Origin of the sequence: Streptomyces sp. NBC_01460 (genome assembly GCF_036227405.1) — a bacterium.
Classification (GTDB): Bacteria; Actinomycetota; Actinomycetes; order Streptomycetales; family Streptomycetaceae; genus Streptomyces.
Genome location: NZ_CP109473.1, coordinates 6,582,341 through 6,603,076, shown reverse-complemented (window position 1 = coordinate 6,603,076; position 20,736 = coordinate 6,582,341). Strand labels below are relative to the sequence as shown.

The window sequence follows — 20,736 nt, the reverse complement described above, 5'->3', positions numbered from 1 at the left end:
CATCAGATGAGTACCGCACCCGCCGCCGGGCCGGACCAGAGCCCGGACGCGTCCCCGGGCCGCCGTTTCGAAGCGGACCTCCGGTCGATGACGCGCATCAACCTCCGCCCCATCGCCTCGCCGATGCCGCTGGGCTTCTTCACGGTGGCGATCGCCTCCGTGATGACGGCCTGCCTCCAGCTCGGGGTCTTCGACACCGCGGACCGCACCGCCGTCGCCCTGTGCGTGCTGCCCGCCTTCGTCCTCCAGCTCCTGGTGAGCCACCTGGCCTTCGGCGCCCGGGACGTGATCGCGGCGACCCTCATGGGCACGTTCGCCGGCAGCTGGCTGGCGTACGCCCTCGTCATGGGTACGGGCGTGGCCGGGGAAGCCCGGGTTCTCGGCGTCTTCAACCTGGCGTTCCTGTGCTTCGGGGCGCTCATGGTCGCCGTGACCCGGCCCAAGCGCGCCCTCTGGCTCGTCCTGGTCGTCTCGCTGCCCCGCTGGGCGGCCACCGGCCTCGCCGGGCTGACCGGGGCCGAATGGCTCAGGTACACGGCCGGGGGCTTCGGGTTCCTCGTGGCGATCGTCGCGATGTACGCGGCCTTCGCCCTGATGCTGGAGGACATGCGGAGCGAGGAGGTCCTGCCCATCGGGCGCAGCGGCCCCGCCCACACCGCGGTCGAGGGCGATCTCGCGGTGCAGCTGCGCGACCTGGAACGCCAGGCAGGGGTGCGGCGCACGCTGTGAGACGCCGAAGGGGCGCTTCCGTCCGGCCGGACGGAAGCGCCCCTTCGGCACGTCCCGCGGACGCTCCGGGCTTCCCTACTTGAGCGCCCCCGCCGTCAGACCGGCGACGACCTGCCGCTGGAAGACGATGTAGGCGAGGAGCACCGGCAGCATCGCCATGACCAGCCCGGCGAAGAGACCCGACCAGTCCCCCTTGTACCCCTGGCTGGTGGCCAGTTCGACCAGACCCTGGGACAGCACCTTGCCCTCCGGGTCGGTGTTCAGCACCGTCGGCAGCATGTACTGGTTCCACTGCCCGAGGAAGTTGAAGATGCCGACGCTGATCAGGCCCGGCTTGGCCATCGGCAGCATCACCTGGAAGAACGTCCGGGTGTGCGAGGCGCCGTCGAGCATGGCCGCTTCCGCGATCGAGGTCGGCAGCGTCCGGAAGAACGAGGTGAGGAAGAAGACGGTGAACGGGAGCGAGTAGGCGATGTAGACCAGGATCAGCCCGTGCACCGAGTTCAGCAGGCCCATGTTGTTCATGACGAAGAACAGCGGGACCAGCGCCAGGATGATCGGGAAGCTCATCCCTCCGATGAAGAGGAAGTAGATGAAGCGGTTCCCGGGGAAGTCGAACCGTGCCAGGACGTACGCCGCCATCGAGCCCAGCAGCAGCGTGCCGATGAGTGAACCTCCGACCACCAGGATGGTGTTCAGGAAGTAGTCGCTCATGTGGGCCTGGTTCCAGGCCCGTGACCAGTTCTCGAAGTGCAGCTTGTCCGGCAGCGCCCAGGGGGTCGAGAGGATGGAGTCGTCGGTCTTGAACGACGCCATCACCGCCCAGAGCAGCGGCATGACGACGAGCACGGCCCAGATGATGAGCACCCCGTGCGAGAAGACGTTGAGGACCTTGCCCTCGCTGCTCTTCGCCGCCTCGACAGCCGGGGCGTCCGTCTTCGTCACCGGCGAGCGCGGGGCCGGGACGGCGGGCGGAGTCTCAGTGACCTTCACGTGTGCTCACCTCGTACAACTGTCGGGCCGGCCACCGGGACCGAACTGATCTGCGCGCATCCGGCCGTCCGGTCGCGGAACCTCGGGGAGAGCGGCATCAGAACTCCAGCCGCTCGCGCCGGCCGAGGCGCATCACGATGCCCGCGAAGAGCATGGTGACGATGAGCAGCCCGACTCCGATGGTGGTCGCGTAGCCGGCCTGGGCGTCGCGGAAGGCCGTCTGGTAGACGTACAGCGGCAGGACGGTGGTGGAGTAGTCGGGACCACCCGGTCCGACCGTCATGACCTGTACGGCGGTGAAGGCCTCCACGCCGAGCGCCAGGATGCCCATGTAGACCCAGCCGGACTGCACGGTGTCCCAGAGCAGCGGCAGTGTGATCTTGAAGAACGTCGTGATGCGGCTGGCCCCGTCGAGCAGGGCGGCCTCGTAGAAGTCCTTCGGGATGGACGCCATCCCGGCGGAGAAGAGGACGACGAAGAATCCGACCGTCGACCAGATCAGCACGACCATCACGCAGTACAGCGCCAGGTCGGGATCGCCGAGCCAGTCCGGCTGGAGGCTCTTGAGTCCGACCGCCTTCAGCGTCTCGTTCAGCATTCCGGACGACGGGTTGAACGCGAACTGGAACAGCAGGGCCACGATCACGATCGACAGCACCTGAGGGAAGAAGTAGGCGACCTTGTAGAAGGAGGAGCCCCGCACTCCGGAAATCGCGGCGTTCTTCCGCCGACGGCCGCCGACATTGAGCATGAAGGCGAAGAAGAGTGCGAGGCCCAGCGTCACCAGCGGCAGCAGCAGGGCGAGCAGCACACTGTGCTGCAGGGACTTCCAGAAGATGTTGTCGCCGAGCATCCGGCTGTAGTTGTCGAAGCCGACCATCTGGAAGTCGGGGCTCAGACCGGTCCAGTCCGTGAACGAGTAGTAGATCGACTGGACGAAGGGCCAGATGACGAAGATGGCGTACAACGCCAGTGGGGCTACGAGAAACCCCACGATGAACCGGTACTTGCCGTGCTGCATCGTTTAACGACCCCGATTTCTGAGCGGGTGCCGCCGCTGGTGACGGTGGCTCACTGGTGCTTGTAGTGCTTGATGGACTGGTCCTTGGCCGCCGCGTCCGCGAAGGCCTGGATCTTCTTGATGGTCTCCGCCGGGGTCGCGCGGCCGGCCATCATCTCGCCGATTCCGGCGATACCGATCTGTTCCTTCTGGAGCTTGACGTACCAGTCCTGCAGCCGCGGGTTCACCACGTTGTCGCCGGCCTTCTTCAGCACGTCGACACCGGACTGCATGGCGGTGGACAGCGTGAGGCCGTCGGTGCCGCCGTTGAAGGCGCTGAGGGACTTCACCGACTTGGTGAAGTTCTTGGAGGACTCCTCGCTGAGCATGATGCGCAGCTGCTCCATGCCCCCCTCGGGGTTCTTCGCCTTCGCGGGCACGACGAACGGCTCGCCTCCGGACGCCCAGATGGTGCCGTAGGGCAGCTTGTCGGACGAGTCGAGGCTGGACGGCGCGCCGACCATCATCTTGAAGTCCTCGGGCGTGGTGGGCGCGGCCTCGTTCTCCACCCATGAGCCGTTCGGGATGAAGAGCGCCTTGCCCTTGGTCCACTCGGTCTGCGACTGGATGTGGGTCAGACCGGGCGTGCCCTTGAGGATGTAGCCCTTCTGGAAGAGCTCGTAGTACGCCTCGAAGGCGGCCTTGACGGCCGGGTCCTTCCAGGCGTTCGGCTCCAGGTTGTCGATCTTGTCGAGGACCTCGCGGCCACCGATCTTGCCGATGAAGGGGTACAGCGAGAACGGCAGGTAGTACGGGTACTTGCCGGGGTACGTCCAGCCGGCGATGCCCTTCTTCTTCGCCTTCGCGCAGAGCGCGAGCATGTCGTCCCAGGTCTCCGGGTACGCCGCGTCGAGCTTCTCCAGGTTGGTCTGGGAGTACCAGACGCCGTAGACCGTGTACGCGTAGTACATGATCCAGACCGGGTCGCCGTCGAACTGGCCCATCTCCAGGACACCCGGGCGCAGCGTGTCGCGGACCTTCTTCGCCGGGTCGTCGTAGGACGGGGCGTCCATCAGGGGCGTGAGGTCGAGCAGCTGCTTCTTGCCGACCAGGACACCCATGTCCATCTGCTCGGCGCCCGAGTTGTCGATCAGGTCCGGCGGGGTGCCACCGTTGAAGCGCGGCTGCAGCGTCGACTGGATCTTCTCGGTCGCGGCGTGCTTGACCTTCGGCGCCTTGGGGAAGGCCGCGTTGTACTTCTTCTCGGCGTCGATGGCGTACTGCTCGCCGAAGCCGCCGTTGAAGATGACCACCTCGAGGGCGGCGGTCTCATTGACACCGAGCGGGTTCTTCGCGCTCTTGGTGCCCTTTTCGACCTTCTCGTCAGTTCCGCTGTCACTGCTCGCGCAGGCGGACAGGAAGCTCATCGTCGGAACAGCGATCAGGCCGAGTGCGGCAGAACGCTTGATCAGATCGCGACGGCCAAGGCCTTCGTTCGTGCGGCCTGAGGTGGATCCCATGCTCAAGTCCTCGCCTTCTCCAGGACTCAGGCGGTGTACCGGTCACCCGTAAGGAATTCGCCTAGGCGAAGGGCCCCGCCACCGCGGTCAGTTGCGCTTGGGTCGTGCAATGTGCCGGATTTCCAGATGCAGTGGAGGAGTTGCGGGGCCGTGCGGCAGACGCTCGCGCGCCCACAGCCGTTCCCCCTCCCCCGTGCCCGCGCGCCGTTGTGAAGCGGCTGTGCAGACGCCGACAGGTATAGTCCACTTGCCGCCAACTGAGCAAGATCGAATGCAGGGTTGAGCGGCAGTCTTTCCCGAGTTGAGACCTCCCGGTCACCTCGGCACCGCGTGCCTCCGCACGGAAACGGCGTATTCCGCAATACGGTCGAATCACCGGCGTCGACCCCGTGCAACACCCTTGACACATCCAGTCACTTGGCTCCCTACTGGTACCCGCGCCCCACAATGACAACGTTGTCCAGAGCATGTCCCCGGGAGGAACGGCTCCGTATGCAGCCCCTACGTGGTCCCCAGCACGGCTCGCGCCACAGACACAACCGCTCCGCCGCGGTCCTCGCGGCCTCTCTCGTCATGGCCCTGGCGGCCCCCACCGCGGCCCTCGCCCAGCCGTCCGGCGCGGCGCGGAAGCCGTCCGGCGACACCTCGTTCAGCTCCTCCTTCGAGGCCGACCAGAAGCAGCCGGACTGGCGCAGCACCGTCGAGGAGGACGCCGACGGGAAGAAGCGGGCGTCGGGCATCGACGGTGGCTTCGCCGACGGAATACCCGGCAACGTCACCGACCAGGTCACGGACGTCCGCGCCAGCAGCGAGAACTCCGGCGGCGGCGAGGGCAAGGAGAACCTGGTCGACGTGGAGCCCGGCTCCAAGTGGCTGGCCTTCCAGGCCACGGGCTGGGTCGAGTTCGACCTCGCCGAGCCCACCAAGGTCGTGACCTACGCCCTGACGTCGGCCAACGACCACGACGAGCGGGACCCCAAGGACTGGACCCTGAAGGGCTCCGCCGACGGCAAGACCTGGACGGACCTCGACACCCGCACGGGCCAGGCCTTCTCCGAGCGCCACCAGACCAAGTCGTTCGACTTCACCACGGGCACCGCCTACCAGCACTTCCGGCTGGAGATCACGAAGAACAACGGCGCGTCCGACGCGATCCAGCTCGCCGACGTCCAGTTCTCGAACGGCGACACCTCCACCCCCGCGCCCGACGACATGCGCACCCAGCCCGACCGGGGCCCTTCGGGGTCCCCGACGGCCAAGCAGGGCGCCGGGTTCACCGGGAAGAAGGCGCTGCGCTACGCGGGTACGCACAAGTCCGAAGGCCACGCCTACTCGTACAACAAGGTCTTCGACGTCGACACGGCGATCACGAAGGACACCCAGCTGTCCTACCTGGTCTACCCGCAGATGGGCGAGACGGACCTCGCCTACCCCGCGACCCACGTGGCGGTGGACCTGGCCTTCACCGACGGGACCTACCTGAGCGAGCTGAAGGCCACCGACAGCCACGGCGGACTGCTCACCCCGCAGGGCCAGGCCGACGCCAAGCGGCTGTACGTGAACCAGTGGAACAAGGTCGCCTCGCGGATCGGCTCGGTCGCCGCCGGCAAGACCGTCGACCGCATCCTGGTGGCGTACGACTCCCCCAAGGGCCCCTCGAAGTTCCAGGGGTGGATCGACGACATCGCGATCGCCCCGAAGGCCCCCGAGAAGCGCAAGGCGCACCTCTCGGACTACGCGTCGACCGTCCGCGGCACCAACTCCAGCGGCGGCTTCTCGCGCGGCAACACCTTCCCCGCGACCGCGGTGCCGCACGGCTTCAACTTCTGGACGCCGGTCACCAACGCGGGCTCCACGAGCTGGCTGTACGACTACTCCCGGGGCAACAACGAGGACAACCTGCCCACCCTGCAGGCCTTCGGCGCGAGCCACGAGCCGAGCCCCTGGATGGGGGACCGCCAGACCTTCCAGATGATGCCGTCGGCGGCCTCCGGCACCCCGGACGCCTCCCGCACGGCCCGTGCGCTGCCGTTCCGCCACGAGAACGAGACGGCGACGCCGCACTACTACGGGGTGACGTTCGAGAACGGCCTCAAGGCCGAGATGGCGCCGACCGACCACGCGGCACGGATGCGCTTCACCTACCCCGGTGACGACGCGAGCCTCGTCTTCGACAACGTCTCCAACGACGGCGGTCTCACCCTCGACCCGAAGACCGGCTCGTTCACCGGCTACTCCGACGTGAAGAGCGGCGGCTCCACCGGCGCCACCCGGCTCTTCGTATACGGCTCCTTCGACGCACCGGTCACCGACAGCGGCAAGCTGAAGGGCGGCGGCGGTGACGACGTGACCGGCTTCTTCCGCTTCGACGCGGGCAAGGACCGGACGGTGAACCTGCGCCTGGCCACCTCGCTGATCAGCGTCGACCAGGCGAAGAAGAACCTCGCCATGGAGCTGCCCGCGAAGACCTCCTTCGACACGGTGGAGAGGAACGCGCAGAAGGCCTGGGACAAGATCCTCGGCAAGGTCGAGGTCGAGGGCGCGAACGCCGACCAGCTGACCACGCTCTACTCCAGCCTCTACCGGCTCTACCTCTACCCGAACTCCGGCTTCGAGCAGGTCGACGGGAAGAGCACCTACGCGAGCCCCTTCTCGCCGCAGACGGGTACGGACACCCCGACCCACACCGGCGCGAAGATCGTCAAGGGTGAGGTCTACGTCAACAACGGCTTCTGGGACACCTACCGGACGACCTGGCCGGCGTACTCCTTCCTCAGCCCGAAGCAGGCCGGGAAGATGGTCGACGGCTTCGTCCAGCAGTACAAGGACGGTGGCTGGATCTCGCGCTGGTCCTCCCCCGGCTACTCCGACCTGATGACCGGCACCAGCTCCGACGTCGCCTTCGCCGACGCCTACGTCAAGGGCGTCGACTTCGACGCCGAGGCGGCCTACGACGCGGCGGTCAAGAACGCCACGGTGACCCCGCCCTCCTCGGGCGTGGGACGCAAGGGCATGGAGACCTCGGTCTTCACCGGCTACGCGAACACCGAGACGCACGAGGGTCTCTCCTGGTCGCTGGAGGGCTACCTCAACGACTACGGCATCGCGCAGATGGGCCAGGCCCTCTACAAGAAGACGAAGAAGCAGCGCTACAAGGAGGAGGCCGCGTACTTCCTCAACCGCGCGCAGAACTACGTCAAGCTCTTCGACGACAAGGCCGGCTTCTTCCAGGGCAAGAAGCCGAACGGTGACTGGCGCCTTCCCTCGGACCAGTTCGACCCCCGTGTCTGGGGCTACGACTACACGGAGACCAACGGCTGGGGCTACGCCTTCACCGCCCCGCAGGACAGCCGGGGCCTGGCCAACCTCTACGGCGGGCGTGACGGCCTGGCGAAGAAGCTGGACACCTACTTCTCGACGCCGGAGACGGCCGGCAAGGAGTTCACCGGCTCGTACGGCGGAGTGATCCACGAGATGACCGAGGCACGCGACGTGCGGATGGGCCAGTACGGCCACAGCAACCAGGTCGCGCACCACGCCACCTACATGTACGACGCGGCCTCGCAGCCCTGGAAGACGCAGGAGAAGGTCCGCGAGGTCCTCGGCCGCCTGTACACGGGCAGCGAGATCGGCCAGGGCTACCACGGCGACGAGGACAACGGCGAGCAGTCGGCCTGGTTCCTCTTCTCCTCGCTCGGCTTCTACCCGCTGGTCATGGGCAGCGGGGAGTACGCCATCGGCTCGCCGCTCTTCACGAAGACGACGGTGCACCTGGAGAACGGCCGTGACCTCGTCGTCAAGGCGCCGAAGAACAGCTCCACGAACATCTACGTCCAGGGCCTGAAGGTCAACGGCAAGAAGTGGACCTCCACGTCGCTGCCGCACGACCTGCTGGCCAAGGGCGGCGTGCTGGAGTTCGACATGGGCTCCGAGCCCTCGGCGTGGGGCACCGGCAAGGACGCGGCCCCCGTCTCCCTCACCCAGGACGACAAGGTGCCGGCGCCCAGGGGCGACGTGCTCAAGGGTGACGGCGCGCTGTACGACAACACCTCGGCGACCTCGGCCACGGTCGAGTCGGTGGAGCTGCCGGCAGCCGCGGGCACGAAGGCGGTCCAGTACACGCTGACCTCGGCCACGGCGGACAAGGCCCCCACGGGCTGGGTGCTGCAGGGATCGACGGACGGCACGGCCTGGAAGGACCTCGACAAGCGGTCCGGCCAGACGTTCGCCTGGGACAAGCAGACCCGGGTCTTCTCGGTGCAGGCGCCCAAGGCGTACGCGAAGTACCGGCTGGTGAGCACGTCGGCGGCGACGCTGGCGGAGATCGAGCTGATCTCCTGAACACCTGACCGGAGTTGAGACGGCCGGGGGCGGCCACCCGCACGGACGGGTGGCCGCCCCCGGTGGCATAGTGCTCCGCATGCCCCCACGGATACGGATCCCCGGACGCGCGGCGGCAGTGACCGCGAGCCTCGCGACCGTGCTCGCCCTGCTGCTCGCACCGGCTCCGGCCACCGCCTCGGGCAGGGTCGCGCTGACCCTTGAGGACGTCCCGCGCACCATGGTCATGTACGCCGCGGACGAGGGCACCGAGGGGACGAACGAGGACTTCCAGGTGCCCGTCGCCGTCGTCCCGGGGAACACGGAACCTGCCCGGGACATCACGGTCACCGTCGACGCCTCGGGGCTGAAGGGCGTCGCCCGCGTCGTCCCGGGCGGTTACGGCAACTGCTCGGGCAAGGGCTGGGTGTTCACCTGCGACTACGGCACCCTGCGGAACGACGGCGAGAGCAACGCCCCCTTCCGCATCGTCGGGGTGGACGGTGTCGAGCCGGGAGACAGCGGCACGGTCACCTACACGGCGCGCGCCGCCAACGCGGCGCCCGTCACCGGCACCACCCGCATGGTCGTCGGCGGGCCGACCCTGGGCGCCCCCGGCAAGGACGTGAAGGTGAGCGGGGTGGAGCCGGGCCGACCCGCCCCGGTGACACCGGAGTTCGCCAACCACACACGGTTCGCCGCCGGCCGGGGCGTGGCCCTGCACCTCGGCGCGAGCGGCGGCCTCACGCTGCGGGCCCGTCACAGCAACTGCTCCTACGCGGGCGCCCCGCCCACGTCGGCGTGGTGCGTGTTCCCCACGAAGGCCGCACCGGGCACCGCGTACCGGACCGGCACACCCCTCGCGTACGTCGCGGCCGGGGAGGAGCTCTCCGGCACGCTCTCCTACAGCTGGTCGGCCTCGCCGGAGAGGCCCGCCGGCCACACGGTGCGCGGTACGGGCGCCCCGGTGGCCCTGGTCCGCACGAAGGATGGTGGCTTCGACGCCGTCAACGGCACCGTGGAGGTGGAAACCACGGTCCAGGCCGACTACAGGCCGGTCACCGGGACCGTCCGGGGACGCGTCGGCGACACGGTGGAGGTGCGGCTGGGGGCGCGTGACCTGGGCCCCGGACAGCTGGAGGGCGAGGAGGTGAAGGGCCGCTTCGAGGTGGTCCCGCCCGAGGGCACCACGGTCACCTCCATTCCGTACGCCTTCGAGGAGGCGGACCACACATGGGGGTGCGCGCGGCCGGAGAGCCCCGGCGGAGCCTTCGTCTGCGACCTCGGCGGTGAGGCCTTCGCCCAGAACGGGACGGCGGACATCGTGTTCCGCGTCCGCATCGACCGGCAGGTCGCGGGCGCGCGGGGCACCATCCGGACGTACCAGCCGTACGACCGCACGCCCGGCAACGACACGGCCGTCATCCCGCTGGAGGCATCGCCCGCACCGGCCTACCGGTCCCTCACGCGCCCGACGGCCTGGGCCGCGATCGCCGTGGCGGTCGGAGCCGCGGTCGCGCTGGTGACCGTGGGCCGGCGACGACTCCGGCAACGGCGGGGAAGGGCCGGCTGAGAGCCCGGCCCACCCGGCCCCCAGGCGACTGACGGGCCACCCACCCGCACGTGGGGATGGCCCGTCGCGCTTTCTCCCGCCCTCGGGAGGCGTCCGCCCCCGCCGCCCTGGTGACCGCTATCGGCTAGTCAGGGTACTTTTGCGCGTTTTTGCGGTGTCCCGACACACTCTTCTGAAGATCCATGGCATCCCTTAGGCGATCAGGTGATCAGTACGACAATCATCCCGGCTTGAAGGAGCCCTCCATGCGCATTTCCGCTTCCCTCCGCTCCCGCAGTGTCCGTACGGGCACCAAGGTGGCTGCCGCGGTCGCCGTCGCGGGCGCCGCCCTGGTGGCCGGAGCCCCGGCCGCGCTCGCCATCGGCGAGAGCGGCGACATCGACATCCGTTCCGTCAGCTGGCACTCGCGCGGTGACCGCAACGGCGTGGAGGTCTGCCAGTTCGTCCTCGTGGCCAACAACTTCGGGGAGCTCCCCCAGCTCGTGTGGACGATCACCGAGCGCCCCCCGGGGAACACGCTGACGAACACCCTCCCGCTCGTCGAGGGCAAGGCCCGCAGCCAGGAGTACCTGCTCCCTGAGGGCACGTACCAGCTGACCTGGACCGCCGGGCCCGTCCCGAAGCAGAAGAGCTTCGAGGTCGACTGCTCGCGTCCCGGCCAGGGCGGAGGCCAGGGCGGAGGCCAGAACGGCAACCGCGAGGAGGCCGGCGGCCGGGAGTCGTCCGAGGCGGGCACCCAGGCGGACAAGAGCGCCGAGAAGAGCAGCGAGAAGGCCACCGCCGAGATCTACGACAAGCCGTCCGGCGCGGTCCCCGCGGGCGGCGGCGGAGTCCCGGAGATGGAGGGCGTCAGCTCCGAGAGCGGTTCGGGCATCGGGACCTCGGCCGCCGTGGTCGCGGGTGCCGCCGGAATCGCCGGGCTGATCGTGGTGCGTCGTTCCGCACGTCGTCGTGCCCGCAACGAGGCCTGACACGCGCGGCCGACGGCGACGACGGGGTCCGAGCCGGGCATGCCGGCTCACGATGACCCTCTGCGTGACCTTCTCGCTGGTGACCGGCATCGTGTGGGCGAGCTCGGATTCGTCCGAGGACGCCTCGCCGGTCACCGCCGCCCGCGGCAGCGACGCCGCGGGCGGCGGGGCACCGCCCTTCCGGCGTGCACCGCACAGGCCTCAGAAGAAGGTGCCTGCCTCGCACGCCCCGCTGGTGCATTCCCGTCCGGTGAAGGTCGCCGTCCCGGCCATCTTCATCGAGGCTCCCGTCACCGGCCTCGGCCTCGACAAGAAGGGCCGGCTCGGCGCCCCACCGCTGAGCAAGCCCAAGCTGGTGGGGTGGTACGCGAAGGGACCGTCCCCCGGGGAAGCGGGAACGTCCCTGCTCGTCGGCCACCGGGACACCGCGACGGGCCCGGCGATCTTCCTCAATCTCAACGTCCTGCGCCGGGGTGACACCGTCAAGGTCACCCGGGCGGACCGGCGGACCGCGGTCTTCACCGTCGACGAGGTGAAGACCTACACGAAGGACAAGTTCCCCGACGAGAAGGTGTACGGGGCGACCGGGCGACCGGAGCTCAGACTCCTGACGTGCGGTGGACGCTTCGACAAGAAGGGCGGGTACTCCGCCAACGTCGTCGTCTTCGCCCACCTCACCTCACTGAAGAAGGCGGCCTGATCCGGGGCACGCCACACGGAACCGGCCGGTACCTCGGGGGCGAGGTACCGGCCGTTCGCCTTGCCCGGGGGCGCATGGGGCCGCACTCCAGGGGTGTTCACCGGGCGCACTCGCCCTCGTCGGCCCGGGACTGCTTGACGTCCACCTTCGTGGGCGCGGCGACAGGGGTGCCGGCCTCCTTGAAGTCCGCACCGAGGACGAGCCTCATCGGCTCCGTCCCGGCGGCGTCCTTCGTACCGGGCTTCAGCGCCGAGGCGGGCAGGCCCATGAGGTCCGCGAGCTCCCGCGCCTGGTCCGCCTGGTTCGGCGCGTACTCGAGCGTCGTCCTGGCCGCCTTCTCCGGAGCGTTGCCGGTGTTGCTGGACTTCGACACGCCCTTCGCGTTCTGCAGCCACTCCAGGACGGCACTCGCCGATCCGCGCGGCGCGCCGCCGTTGGTGAGGTCGACGCGCACGGCGGAGGCCTCCGCCCGGGGACCTTCCAGCAGCGCGGCCTGCTTGTCCTTGGCCGCCTTCTGCTTCTTCTTCACCTCGGTGAAGGACACGTCGCCCTGCATCATGCTGAAGAGCTTCGGCGCCTCGACCGGGTTCAGGACGACGGTGACGGGCGTGGGCTCGGCCGGGTTGTCGATCACCGGCACCGTCATCAAGGTGATGTTCTTCAGGTCGATCTTGCCGAGCTCCCTGGCGAGGGTGACGAGCTTTCCCGCGCTGCCTATCCCCTTGTCCACGGTGAGGGCGTTGGTGGCGGCCTCGGCGACATCGAGCATCTTGCCGGGACTGCTCAGCGTGTCCTCCTTCAGCTGCCGCATCATCGACGCGACGAACTGCTGCTGCATCTCGATCCGGTCGAGGTCGCTCTCGTTCTTGAGACCGTGCCGGTTCCGGAGGAACGACAGCGCGTCCTCGCCCGCGATCCTGCTCTCTCCGGCCGGCAGGTCGAGATCGGTCCCTCCGTCGAGGTCCTTGATGGGCGCCTTGAGACACACCTTGACGCCGCCGACCGCGGTGGACAGCGTCTTGACCGCGTTGAAGTCGAACATCATGAAGTGGTCGACCTCGAGGTCCGTGATGCCCTCGACCGTCCGCATGGTGCAGCCCGGATCCCGGCCCTTCACCCCGAAGGACTCGTTGAACCTGGTGGGGATCTCCGAGCCCGCGATCACCTTGGTCGAGCCGTCGGACTGCCGGGTCCCACAGTCCGGGATGCTGATCATGAGGTCCCTGGGGATGCTCACCACGGTGGCGTTGGAGCGGTCCTCGGCTATGTGGAACAGGAGGGTGGTGTCGGCGTGGCCGGTGACGTTGGTCCGGTTCCCGTAGGCCTCGTTGCCCTTGCCGACGCGTACGTCGTTACCGATGATCAGGATGTTGACCGGCCCGTCCGTAAGGACACTGTCACTCCCCACGTCGCCGACGTCGACGGTGCTGATGTTCCCGTCGAGGCGCTCGTACCAGTAGTACGCGTACGCCGACGTACCCACGAGGACCGTCGCGAGGGTGCCCCCTGTCCACAGCAGCACCTTCTTGCGGGCCCCTCTTCTTCGCTTGCGCCGGCTGGGCGCGGATGCGGCGCCCGGAGCGGGCGCGTCGCGGCGGCCGCGCTGCCGGGGGACGCGGGCCGGAGCGGTGGCGGGGGCGGCGGTGCGGTCGCCGCCACCGTCACCGGACGCGGAAGCGGAAGCGAAGGGGGCTTCGGGGCGGAGCCCGCTGCGAGAACGTGGGGCGGGAGGACCGTCCGGGCGCAGTTCGTACGTACCGGTGTCGGGGTTGAGCACCCACTGGTCCGCGGGGTCGATCCCGTCCGAACCTCCCTGAGTCTGCGCGTCCATGCTTCCCGGCCCTCCGTCAGGTGCCACACGATTCGCCTGGTTGTTCGACGCGTCATGCTACCGGGGCAAGGGGACGCGCAACGGCTTCCACACGATGCCGGAGGCGCTCCAGGGTGACTACGAAGGTTGATTGACTACACGTCATATCCGCTGTCGAAACACACAGTTGGCGACTCCACGGTGCGCCGGCGGACGGCAGCACCTGCGAGCGGCCGACGCCTCGTCAGGAGGGGTCGGCCGCCGCTCTCCTGCTCCTACCCCACTCCGCAGCCGAGTTGCGGCGAGGGATCCGGGGCGCCTCCATTGGTGACGCACCCGAAGGTCGTGGATCCACCGGGGTCCAGCGAGCAGGAGCGGCGCTCTCCGACCCCGCGCGGGCGCCCCGCCGGCATCAGCCGATGGCGTTGAACAAGCGCTCCGGGAGGGCCATGTTCAGCGCGGTGACGACCGGCTTGTCATGCTCCGTGCCGAGGCGGGAGACCGAGCCGGTGTGGAGCTGGAACAGTTCGCCGCTCGCCGGCGTCAGCCGCAGGTAGCGCGCGGTGAGCACCCGCAGGAAGTGTGAGTGGGCCACCAGCGCGATGTCCGCGTCGCCGAGACGGGACGCCGCCGCCTTGACCTCCGCCAGGATCCGGTCCGCGCGGGCGCCCACCTCCTGCGGACTCTCCCCCGGGTGCTCCGTCGGGCCGGGCGCGACGCCGTCGGTCCAGAGGTTCCAGTCCGGGCGGGTGCGGCGGATGTCGACCGTGGTCACGCCCTCGTACGCCCCGTAGTCCCACTCCCGCAGATCCGGCGTCTCGCGGGGCGCGGAGAGGCCCGCCAGTTCGGCGGTGCGACGGGCCCGGAGATAGGGGCTGACCAGGGTGAGACCGATCTCGCGCTCCGCGAGCAGCGGCACGAGGGCGCGGGCCTGGCGCTCCCCCAGCTCGGTCAGGGGCAGGTCGGTCCAGCTCGTGTGCTGCCCGGACCGTGACCACTCGGTCTCGCCGTGCCGGATCAGGATCAACTCACCCATGAAGACTTCCGCTCTGTACGCCGTGCTCGTCCGTGCGGTGCCGTCGGCTATCGACCCGCGGTACCGCCGGTGTCAACCCGCCGAGCCACGATCGCATTCCTCCGGGCGCCACCCGGAGACGACGCGCCCCGTTCCGCAGAGGCCATGATGCCTTGGAGCCACCCACCTGACGCGCCGTCATATTCTACGCCGTAAACTGTGCGCCGTCGGTTCCGGCGCCGGGCCGATTTCGTGTGGGCCAGTCCTCAGATGCTCGTCGGCGTACTCCGTGGGGCTGGACAATTATGGAAATCCAACGGGAAGAGGGCCTTGTGAGAAAAGTGCGCATAAGTCTCGCGGTGGTGGCGTGCACTCTCATGGCTGCCTCCTGCAGTAGCGGTGGCGGATCCCCCGACACGTCTCGCCTGACGGACCGGGAGAGGGAGTGGGTCGAGTTCTCCTACGCGCACGAGAAGAACGAGGACGTCAAGCGGACGTGGGAACAACTGCCGGCCGACGGCGTCAAGTCCTATCTCGATCAGCAGCGCCCCCGTCTGTGCGGCGACACGGCGGCCCTGATGAAGAGCCTCAAGGAAGCCGGCTACGAGGCGGGCGAGATGCAGGACTACAAAAGGAAGTCCGCAGAACTCGTCTGCTGAGCTCCTCGGGCAGAAGGCCCCTGCCGAATCCGGCAGGGGCCTTCGTACTTCCGGAAATCAGGGCAGCCGGTTCACGCCACCGCGCCGCCGAGAATCCTGAGCGAGTACTTGTCGTACGCCCGGTGCAGAACCATCGTCACCGGACCGGAGGAGTAGACGCCACTGATGACGTACTCCTTCTTGTTCCCCGTCTCGACGACTTTCTTCCCGTACAGGGAATCGGTCTCCTTCTTCGCCTGCCTGAGCCAGGAACGCGCGCCGGCGTGGTCGACTCCCGGGACATCGAGCCCGGTGCAGGAATCGAGGAAGTCGAGAGCGGTGTCCCGCTCCGTGCCGGTCCTGCACAGCAGGGAGGACAGGTTCCGGTGATCGGAGTAACCGGCCGAGACCGACGCTCCGTCCTCCGCCCGCCCGTGTACGTAGGTCCTCTTCTTCCCGTCGGGCATCTCCTGTTCGACGGGCTTGTCCAGCTCCAGCTTCCACCTCTTCGAGAGCGTGGCGAGAAAGTCCTCCCCGGTGTATCCGGAGGCCATCGTGTCCGCCGCGCCGAAGCTGGGTTTCTTGTCGCTGGTGACCGCGTGCTTCGGGAGATCGGCGACCTGGGGCGCGGTCCGTTCCCCCGCGGTCCGTTCCCCCGCGGTCCCTTCTCCTGCCTGACCGGACCGGGTGGCCGCCGCCTTCGGACGCTCGGAGGCCGTCGTACCGGGGGCGTCATCAGCAGCACAGGAAGTGACTCCCGCGGTGCCGATCACGAGGGTCATCAGCACGGCGGGGATCCGGAAGGCGGCGCGCATCACAGGCCGCCGTCGACGAGGGCGCACGCGCCGGGCTCGGCGTAGTTGTACGGAACGAAGGCGATCGCGTCGAACACCACGTTGTCGTCCCCGGTGCCGCCCTTCTGGATGTTGTCGGCCTCGATGTAGCCGCCCTTCCAGAAGCTGAAGGTCCCCATCTCGAACCAGGTGTTCTTGCCCGCGCTGCGAGTTCCCTGGTTCACGTTGCAGTAGTCGGGCTTTGCCCCCGCCGTGTTGTCGCCGGGTACGAAGTCGTACCGTACGACCGCTTCCGCGCCGTGGCTGGGCAGGTGGAGGTACACCTTGTAGCGCTGGCCGGGCTGGTCGCCGGAGGGGAGCTTGTGCGGGTTGACCTGCCACCGGCCGGTGACCCGGTGGAAGGGCTGACCGGTGTAGTCGTAGCTGTGCGTGAAGTAGACGTGGTGGTCGTAGCCGGCGCCGAGCTGGTGGAGGTCGATGGGAGCGATGTAGGGCGATGCCCGGAAGCTGCCGTCCTCCCTCTCCATGGTGATGTTGTCGCCGGCCTGAAGGGTGAACTTCCCGTCGTCCGCCGCCTCGAAGTCCCCGCATCCGTAGGTGTCCTCGTGCTCACCGAGGTCATCGACGATGATGGCGTTGGTGTACACGCTCGGATGGTCGATGCAGGGGCCGTGATCGTACTTGCTCTGGAGCGCGGGCTCTCCTGATCCGAGCGAGTAGCTGAGGTGCTCGGTGCTGGAGTTCCCGGTGCTCTGCGAGCCCATCCAGTCCACGCTGCCGTCCCAGCGGCACTGCTCGTCCCAGCTGGGGCACGGGTCTGCTGCGCCCGGGTCGCACGCGTTGATCGACGGGTTGCAGAACAGGGTGCGCGGGGCGACCTTGATGACTCCCAAGGGCATCTCCGGCTCGGAGTACGACTCCTCTCCGTCCCAGGTCATCTGCGGGACTTCCGCCCAGCCGAAGATCTTCTCCTGGTAGCTCCACTCACCGGGCCGGGAGGCGTCGTTGTAGCTGTAGCGCAGGAACGGCTGCCGGTCGGCCGGGTAGTCCGGGTTGGCCGGGTTGTTGAAGTAGCCCAGGCCGACGACGCCGGAGGGGTTCTCGACACCGGGCATGTAGACGCCGGAGTTGTAGCCCCAGAGCGCCGTGTACCAGTTCTCGATGTAGGCCGGACTGCCGTTGTTGGTCTGCATGCCCAGCGTCTTGAGCTGGTTCCACTTCTCGGCCAGGATACCCAGGCCCGCGGCGATGTTGGCCGCGTAGTCGGTGGTGACGGCGCCTGCGTGCAGGGTGTCGAAAGTCGGGTTGTGCAACTCCGACATACCGGTCGTCACCTGGGCGATGCCGTAGCCGCAGTCGGCCCTGCTCTTGTTGGGGTAGTTGTGGGTGCCGTTCTCGTTGCCGTACCAGTCGGACTTGGTGACGTTGCCGGAGTCCCCGTTCATGGAGTGCCAGGACGCCTGCTTGAAGTTGGACTCCTGGGCGAGGATCCCCAGCATGACCTGCGCGGGAATCTCACCCCCGCCGGTCAGCTTCGGCTTGGGGAACAGGCCCTGCGGGGTGTACGCGGCCAGGCCGGTGGAGTGCCAGTTCTGCGGGCGGGAGACGTTCAGCTCACCGTGGACCGCCTGGTCGACCGCCCACTCCACCATGTTCGCGCTGGCCTGGAGAGCCTGGCGCTTGGGGTCGTTGCGCTTGACGATGCACGGGGTCTCCATGTCCCACACCTCGCCCCGGATCTGCGCACCGGATCCGGAGATGCACTGCGTCTCGGGCATGCCCTCACCGCAGGTGGCGGGGTCCACGTCGTCGGGGCCGGCCACGGTGTACGCGACCGGGTCCACCGACGGCCAGGCCTTGGAGCGGGGCCGCTTGCGATCGGCGTCCACCAGGGTGGTGGCTTCGGCACCCGTCCTGAGCGCGGTCGCCTTGACCGTCAGCGTGCCCGCTCCCTCCTTGGAGGCCGAGCCGACACTGGCGGTGATGCCCTTCATCTGCTCGGAGAACACCGAGTTGGTGACCATGTGGCCCTGGCGGGAGATCCCGGCCACCTGTCCCGCCACCGCATGCTTCGACAGACCCGGGGCCTTGCCGGTGTCGATGCCCTTCACCTCACCGACGACGGCCGCACCGTCCGCCACGCGAAGGAGTTTCACCTTGCCCTTGGGGGCACGGCCCAGTTCGGTGAGTGCCTTTCCGTCGAACCGGGAGATGACGCTCTTGTCGCCCTCGACCGTGCCGACGTCCACGCTTCCGTCATTCGAAGCGGTCAGCGCGAACAGCGGGCCGGGCATCGCCGCGAGCTTGCGCGCGGACAGCTTCTTGCCGTCGCCCTTCAGGTCGACGAGGTTGCCGTCGAGTACGCCGACCGTGGACTTCTGGGTGGGGGTGACGTGCGTCAGGTGGCCCTCGACCGTGCGGCGGGAGGAGACCGAGCCCGTGGCCGCGTCGACCGATATCACCGTCGTCGACCCGGCGGAGGTGTCGGTGGCCGAACTGGAGGTGAAGGCCACCTCGTCGCCCGTTCCGCAGCCCGGGGTGAAGTACGCCAGCTGGACCCGGTCGGGAACGTCGGTGACCTTGCCGTCGGAGAGCCGGATCACCGCGGCGAACGCGCCGCCGCCGTACGCGCCGGGCTCGTTGGACCAGGCCGACGGTGCGTAGACCGCCGCCGCGTAGTTCCCGGATCCCGTGGTGCAGACGTACCCCGTCCACGGGCCGGTGTCGGACAGTTCCTTGCGGTTGAGGCGGGCGATCTCGTAGAAGGAGAACCCGTCGCTCTCCTTCGCCGCCAGGATGTGCAGGCCCTCCGCGTCACCCGTGGCCTGGACGATCGAGTCCGGCGACGCTGTGTAACCCGACCCCAACTGCTCACCGGGCGCCGAGAAGAGCCGGGGCGACGTGCTGTCCGCGGCCGCGGTGGCGGTCCGTTCCGTGGTGTCCGCGGAGACCTGCGGGACCAGGGCCACCGACGCCGCCACCACGCTCATGGCTATCAGCGGATTGAAGGAGAAGTACTTCCGGAGACGTCTCTTGCGCATTGCCTTCCTCACAGCCAGTCCGTGCAGGAGCCGTGCAGCTGCGGCAGACTCGCGTCGACAGGTTTGTCCCCGCTGGCGCTGGGATCTTGCATGGTGTACTTCCCCGGGAAGGGGTCGTACCGGGCGTCGACGTCGTTCCAGCACGCCTTCGCGCTCGTCTTCTTCCAGTTCTGCATCTTGGTGTAGGCACCCGCCACACCGTCGGAGAGAAGACCGGTCGTGTCGGACTGCTGGATTCCGCCGTCCGGAGCACGAGTGGTCCAGAGCGTCCCGTACACGTAGTCCGGGGAGGTGTCGAGATCGCGCGAGATCTTCATCCAGACCCCCTGGCACATGTAGGACCACATCAGCCGGACGGAGACCGACTCGTCCGCCTCGGTCACCTGCTGGAGGATCTCGGCATCGTTGTCACACCCCATCTGGATGGGGTCCTTGCCGGCACAGGTGGCACGGAAGCAGTCCACTGCGGCGGCAGGCGAGGCCTGCATCCCCTGGAAGGCTCCGGTCAGTAGCGTCAGGGCGGCCGCGGCCGGCCCCCATCTACGCACTCCGAGCACATTCATCACCTCGGATCTCTCTTTCCACCGCACCGGGTGCGGCACATAGGGCTGTTCACATGGGTGGTCCGGAAGGCGCTCGCCGCACGCCGGATTCCGTTCGGCAGGGACGTGCGTCGTCCGGTCCGCTGCCTGGGCTTCGGACGTGCCAGGTGACCGCAGCGGCCGGGCGGACGGCGTGTGTGCGCTGCCCCTGCCCGGCCGGCAGGCGCCATCAGGGCGGCGGTGCGCCGGTCGGGCCGCTGCCGGTACCCCGGACCGGGTCACGCGACACGTCGTCGCCGTGCACACGCGCGGTCGCACACCGGGCGGATGCGTCAAGGAAGGGAACGGGGTGGCAGCCCGGACGGGCCGATCGCCGTTCGCCGCACTCCTGGTGCATCAGGCGCGACATCCAGAGCCGCTGCCATCCGGACCGAACCCCATCACGTCATCCCCCACTGGACATCGATCGACGAGGTGTGACGCGCGGAATGTGAGTGACACGTTCGGCCGCCGAACCTCGCGACAAGCGGCGGCTGCAACCTAAGGGAAGGGATCCACCGGCGCAACGAGATAGAGGGGTGGCCGCACGGACGCGCGCGAGGACGGATGACCAGCAGTGATCCTGGCTGTCACCATATGCGCGACCTTTGCCGTGGACATGATGCGTTTTCCGAATTGGGAAGAAGACACAGGACGAGGAGTGCTTTTCGGCCAGCTGGCCTGGATCCCGGCTGCCGAGGAACGTGACGCCGCAACCGCCCCTCCGCAACCGTTCCGGCGTCGGAGCACATGCCGTCCGGGTCCGGTGCGACACCTGCGGCGACTTGCTCGGAACTGCGGTTTCGGCCATGTGAACGGCGGCTCGGTGAGTGACCCGGTGAGGGCTGAGAACGATGCGGAACACGCTCTGTCACATGGTGATCCTCGTCACCCGGATCAGGACCGGGAGGAGGACGGAATCCGATCGGGCGTCGACGCCCGGAAAAGAGCACCCGCTGGGACGGCGTGCGGTAGGAGCACGTCCAGGACAGGTGGGATGCGTACGGGCAGGACGGCCCATGACCGCCACGGCGCCGTTCGTGACATCGGC

At 68.4% G+C, this 20,736-nt stretch carries 14 protein-coding genes; 6 read left to right on the top strand and 8 right to left on the bottom strand.

Going from position 1 to position 20,736, the window contains the following annotated elements; translation table 11 throughout:
* Nucleotides 1-6 precede the first annotated feature (6 nt).
* Nucleotides 7-729, top strand: coding sequence for a GPR1/FUN34/YaaH family transporter (locus OG488_RS29760; RefSeq protein WP_329234186.1), 723 nt, complete (start codon nucleotides 7-9; stop codon nucleotides 727-729).
* A gap of 75 nt (nucleotides 730-804) precedes the next feature.
* Here the strand turns inward: OG488_RS29760 and OG488_RS29755 are convergent, their stop codons facing one another.
* The 3 genes from OG488_RS29755 to ngcE form a co-directional block, all read right to left on the bottom strand.
* On the bottom strand, nucleotides 805-1,722 hold the full coding sequence (locus OG488_RS29755) for a carbohydrate ABC transporter permease (RefSeq protein WP_329234184.1): 918 nt from the start codon (nucleotides 1,720-1,722) through the stop codon (nucleotides 805-807).
* Between the two features lie 97 nt (nucleotides 1,723-1,819).
* The gene (locus tag OG488_RS29750) at nucleotides 1,820-2,743 is read right to left on the bottom strand and encodes a carbohydrate ABC transporter permease (RefSeq protein ID WP_329234182.1); all 924 of its coding nucleotides are present in this window, start codon (nucleotides 2,741-2,743) and stop codon (nucleotides 1,820-1,822) included.
* A gap of 50 nt (nucleotides 2,744-2,793) precedes the next feature.
* Complete coding sequence (gene ngcE / locus OG488_RS29745) at nucleotides 2,794-4,242, bottom strand: N-acetylglucosamine/diacetylchitobiose ABC transporter substrate-binding protein (RefSeq protein ID WP_329234180.1); 1,449 nt, start codon at nucleotides 4,240-4,242, stop codon at nucleotides 2,794-2,796.
* Nucleotides 4,243-4,734: 492 nt separating this feature from the next.
* Between ngcE and OG488_RS29740 the strand changes: the two genes are divergently transcribed.
* The 4 genes from OG488_RS29740 (at nucleotide 4,735) to OG488_RS29725 (ending at nucleotide 11,806) form a co-directional block, all read left to right on the top strand.
* On the top strand, nucleotides 4,735-8,583 hold the full coding sequence (locus tag OG488_RS29740) for a GH92 family glycosyl hydrolase (protein ID WP_329234178.1): 3,849 nt from the start codon (nucleotides 4,735-4,737) through the stop codon (nucleotides 8,581-8,583).
* A gap of 79 nt (nucleotides 8,584-8,662) precedes the next feature.
* Entirely contained in the window at nucleotides 8,663-10,135 is a 1,473-nt protein-coding gene (locus tag OG488_RS29735; protein ID WP_329234176.1) for a hypothetical protein, read from the top strand.
* A gap of 245 nt (nucleotides 10,136-10,380) precedes the next feature.
* Nucleotides 10,381-11,106 carry a hypothetical protein gene (locus tag OG488_RS29730; protein WP_329234174.1) on the top strand — a complete coding sequence of 242 codons (726 nt, stop codon included), beginning with the start codon at nucleotides 10,381-10,383 and terminating at the stop codon, nucleotides 11,104-11,106.
* Between the two features lie 52 nt (nucleotides 11,107-11,158).
* Nucleotides 11,159-11,806 (top strand): class F sortase, encoded by a 648-nt coding sequence (locus tag OG488_RS29725; protein WP_329234172.1) that lies wholly within the window; start codon nucleotides 11,159-11,161, stop codon nucleotides 11,804-11,806.
* Between the two features lie 97 nt (nucleotides 11,807-11,903).
* Here OG488_RS29725 and OG488_RS29720 read toward each other — a convergent pair whose 3' ends face one another.
* Together OG488_RS29720 and OG488_RS29715 are read right to left on the bottom strand one after the other, a co-directional pair.
* Complete coding sequence (locus tag OG488_RS29720) at nucleotides 11,904-13,637, bottom strand: LCP family protein (protein ID WP_329234170.1); 1,734 nt, start codon at nucleotides 13,635-13,637, stop codon at nucleotides 11,904-11,906.
* A gap of 391 nt (nucleotides 13,638-14,028) precedes the next feature.
* Entirely contained in the window at nucleotides 14,029-14,652 is a 624-nt protein-coding gene (locus OG488_RS29715) for a histidine phosphatase family protein (RefSeq protein ID WP_329234168.1), read from the bottom strand.
* A gap of 356 nt (nucleotides 14,653-15,008) precedes the next feature.
* On the opposite strand from OG488_RS29715, the gene OG488_RS29710 reads away from it, so the two are divergent.
* Nucleotides 15,009-15,290, top strand: coding sequence for a hypothetical protein (locus tag OG488_RS29710; RefSeq protein WP_329234166.1), 282 nt, complete (start codon nucleotides 15,009-15,011; stop codon nucleotides 15,288-15,290).
* A 71-nt stretch (nucleotides 15,291-15,361) separates the two neighbouring features.
* Here the strand turns inward: OG488_RS29710 and OG488_RS29705 are convergent, their stop codons facing one another.
* Genes OG488_RS29705 through OG488_RS29695 form a run of 3 tightly spaced genes read right to left on the bottom strand, consistent with a single transcriptional unit; the run spans nucleotide 15,362 to nucleotide 19,592 of the window.
* A complete protein-coding gene (locus OG488_RS29705; protein ID WP_329234164.1) occupies nucleotides 15,362-16,084 on the bottom strand; it encodes a hypothetical protein in 723 nt (240 codons plus the stop codon).
* A complete protein-coding gene (locus tag OG488_RS29700) occupies nucleotides 16,084-19,104 on the bottom strand; it encodes a hypothetical protein (RefSeq protein ID WP_329234162.1) in 3,021 nt (1,006 codons plus the stop codon). The genes OG488_RS29705 and OG488_RS29700 overlap by 1 nt, the downstream gene beginning before the upstream one ends.
* A gap of 8 nt (nucleotides 19,105-19,112) precedes the next feature.
* Complete coding sequence (locus tag OG488_RS29695; RefSeq protein WP_329234160.1) at nucleotides 19,113-19,592, bottom strand: DUF2690 domain-containing protein; 480 nt, start codon at nucleotides 19,590-19,592, stop codon at nucleotides 19,113-19,115.
* Between the last annotated feature and the right edge of the window lie 1,144 nt (nucleotides 19,593-20,736).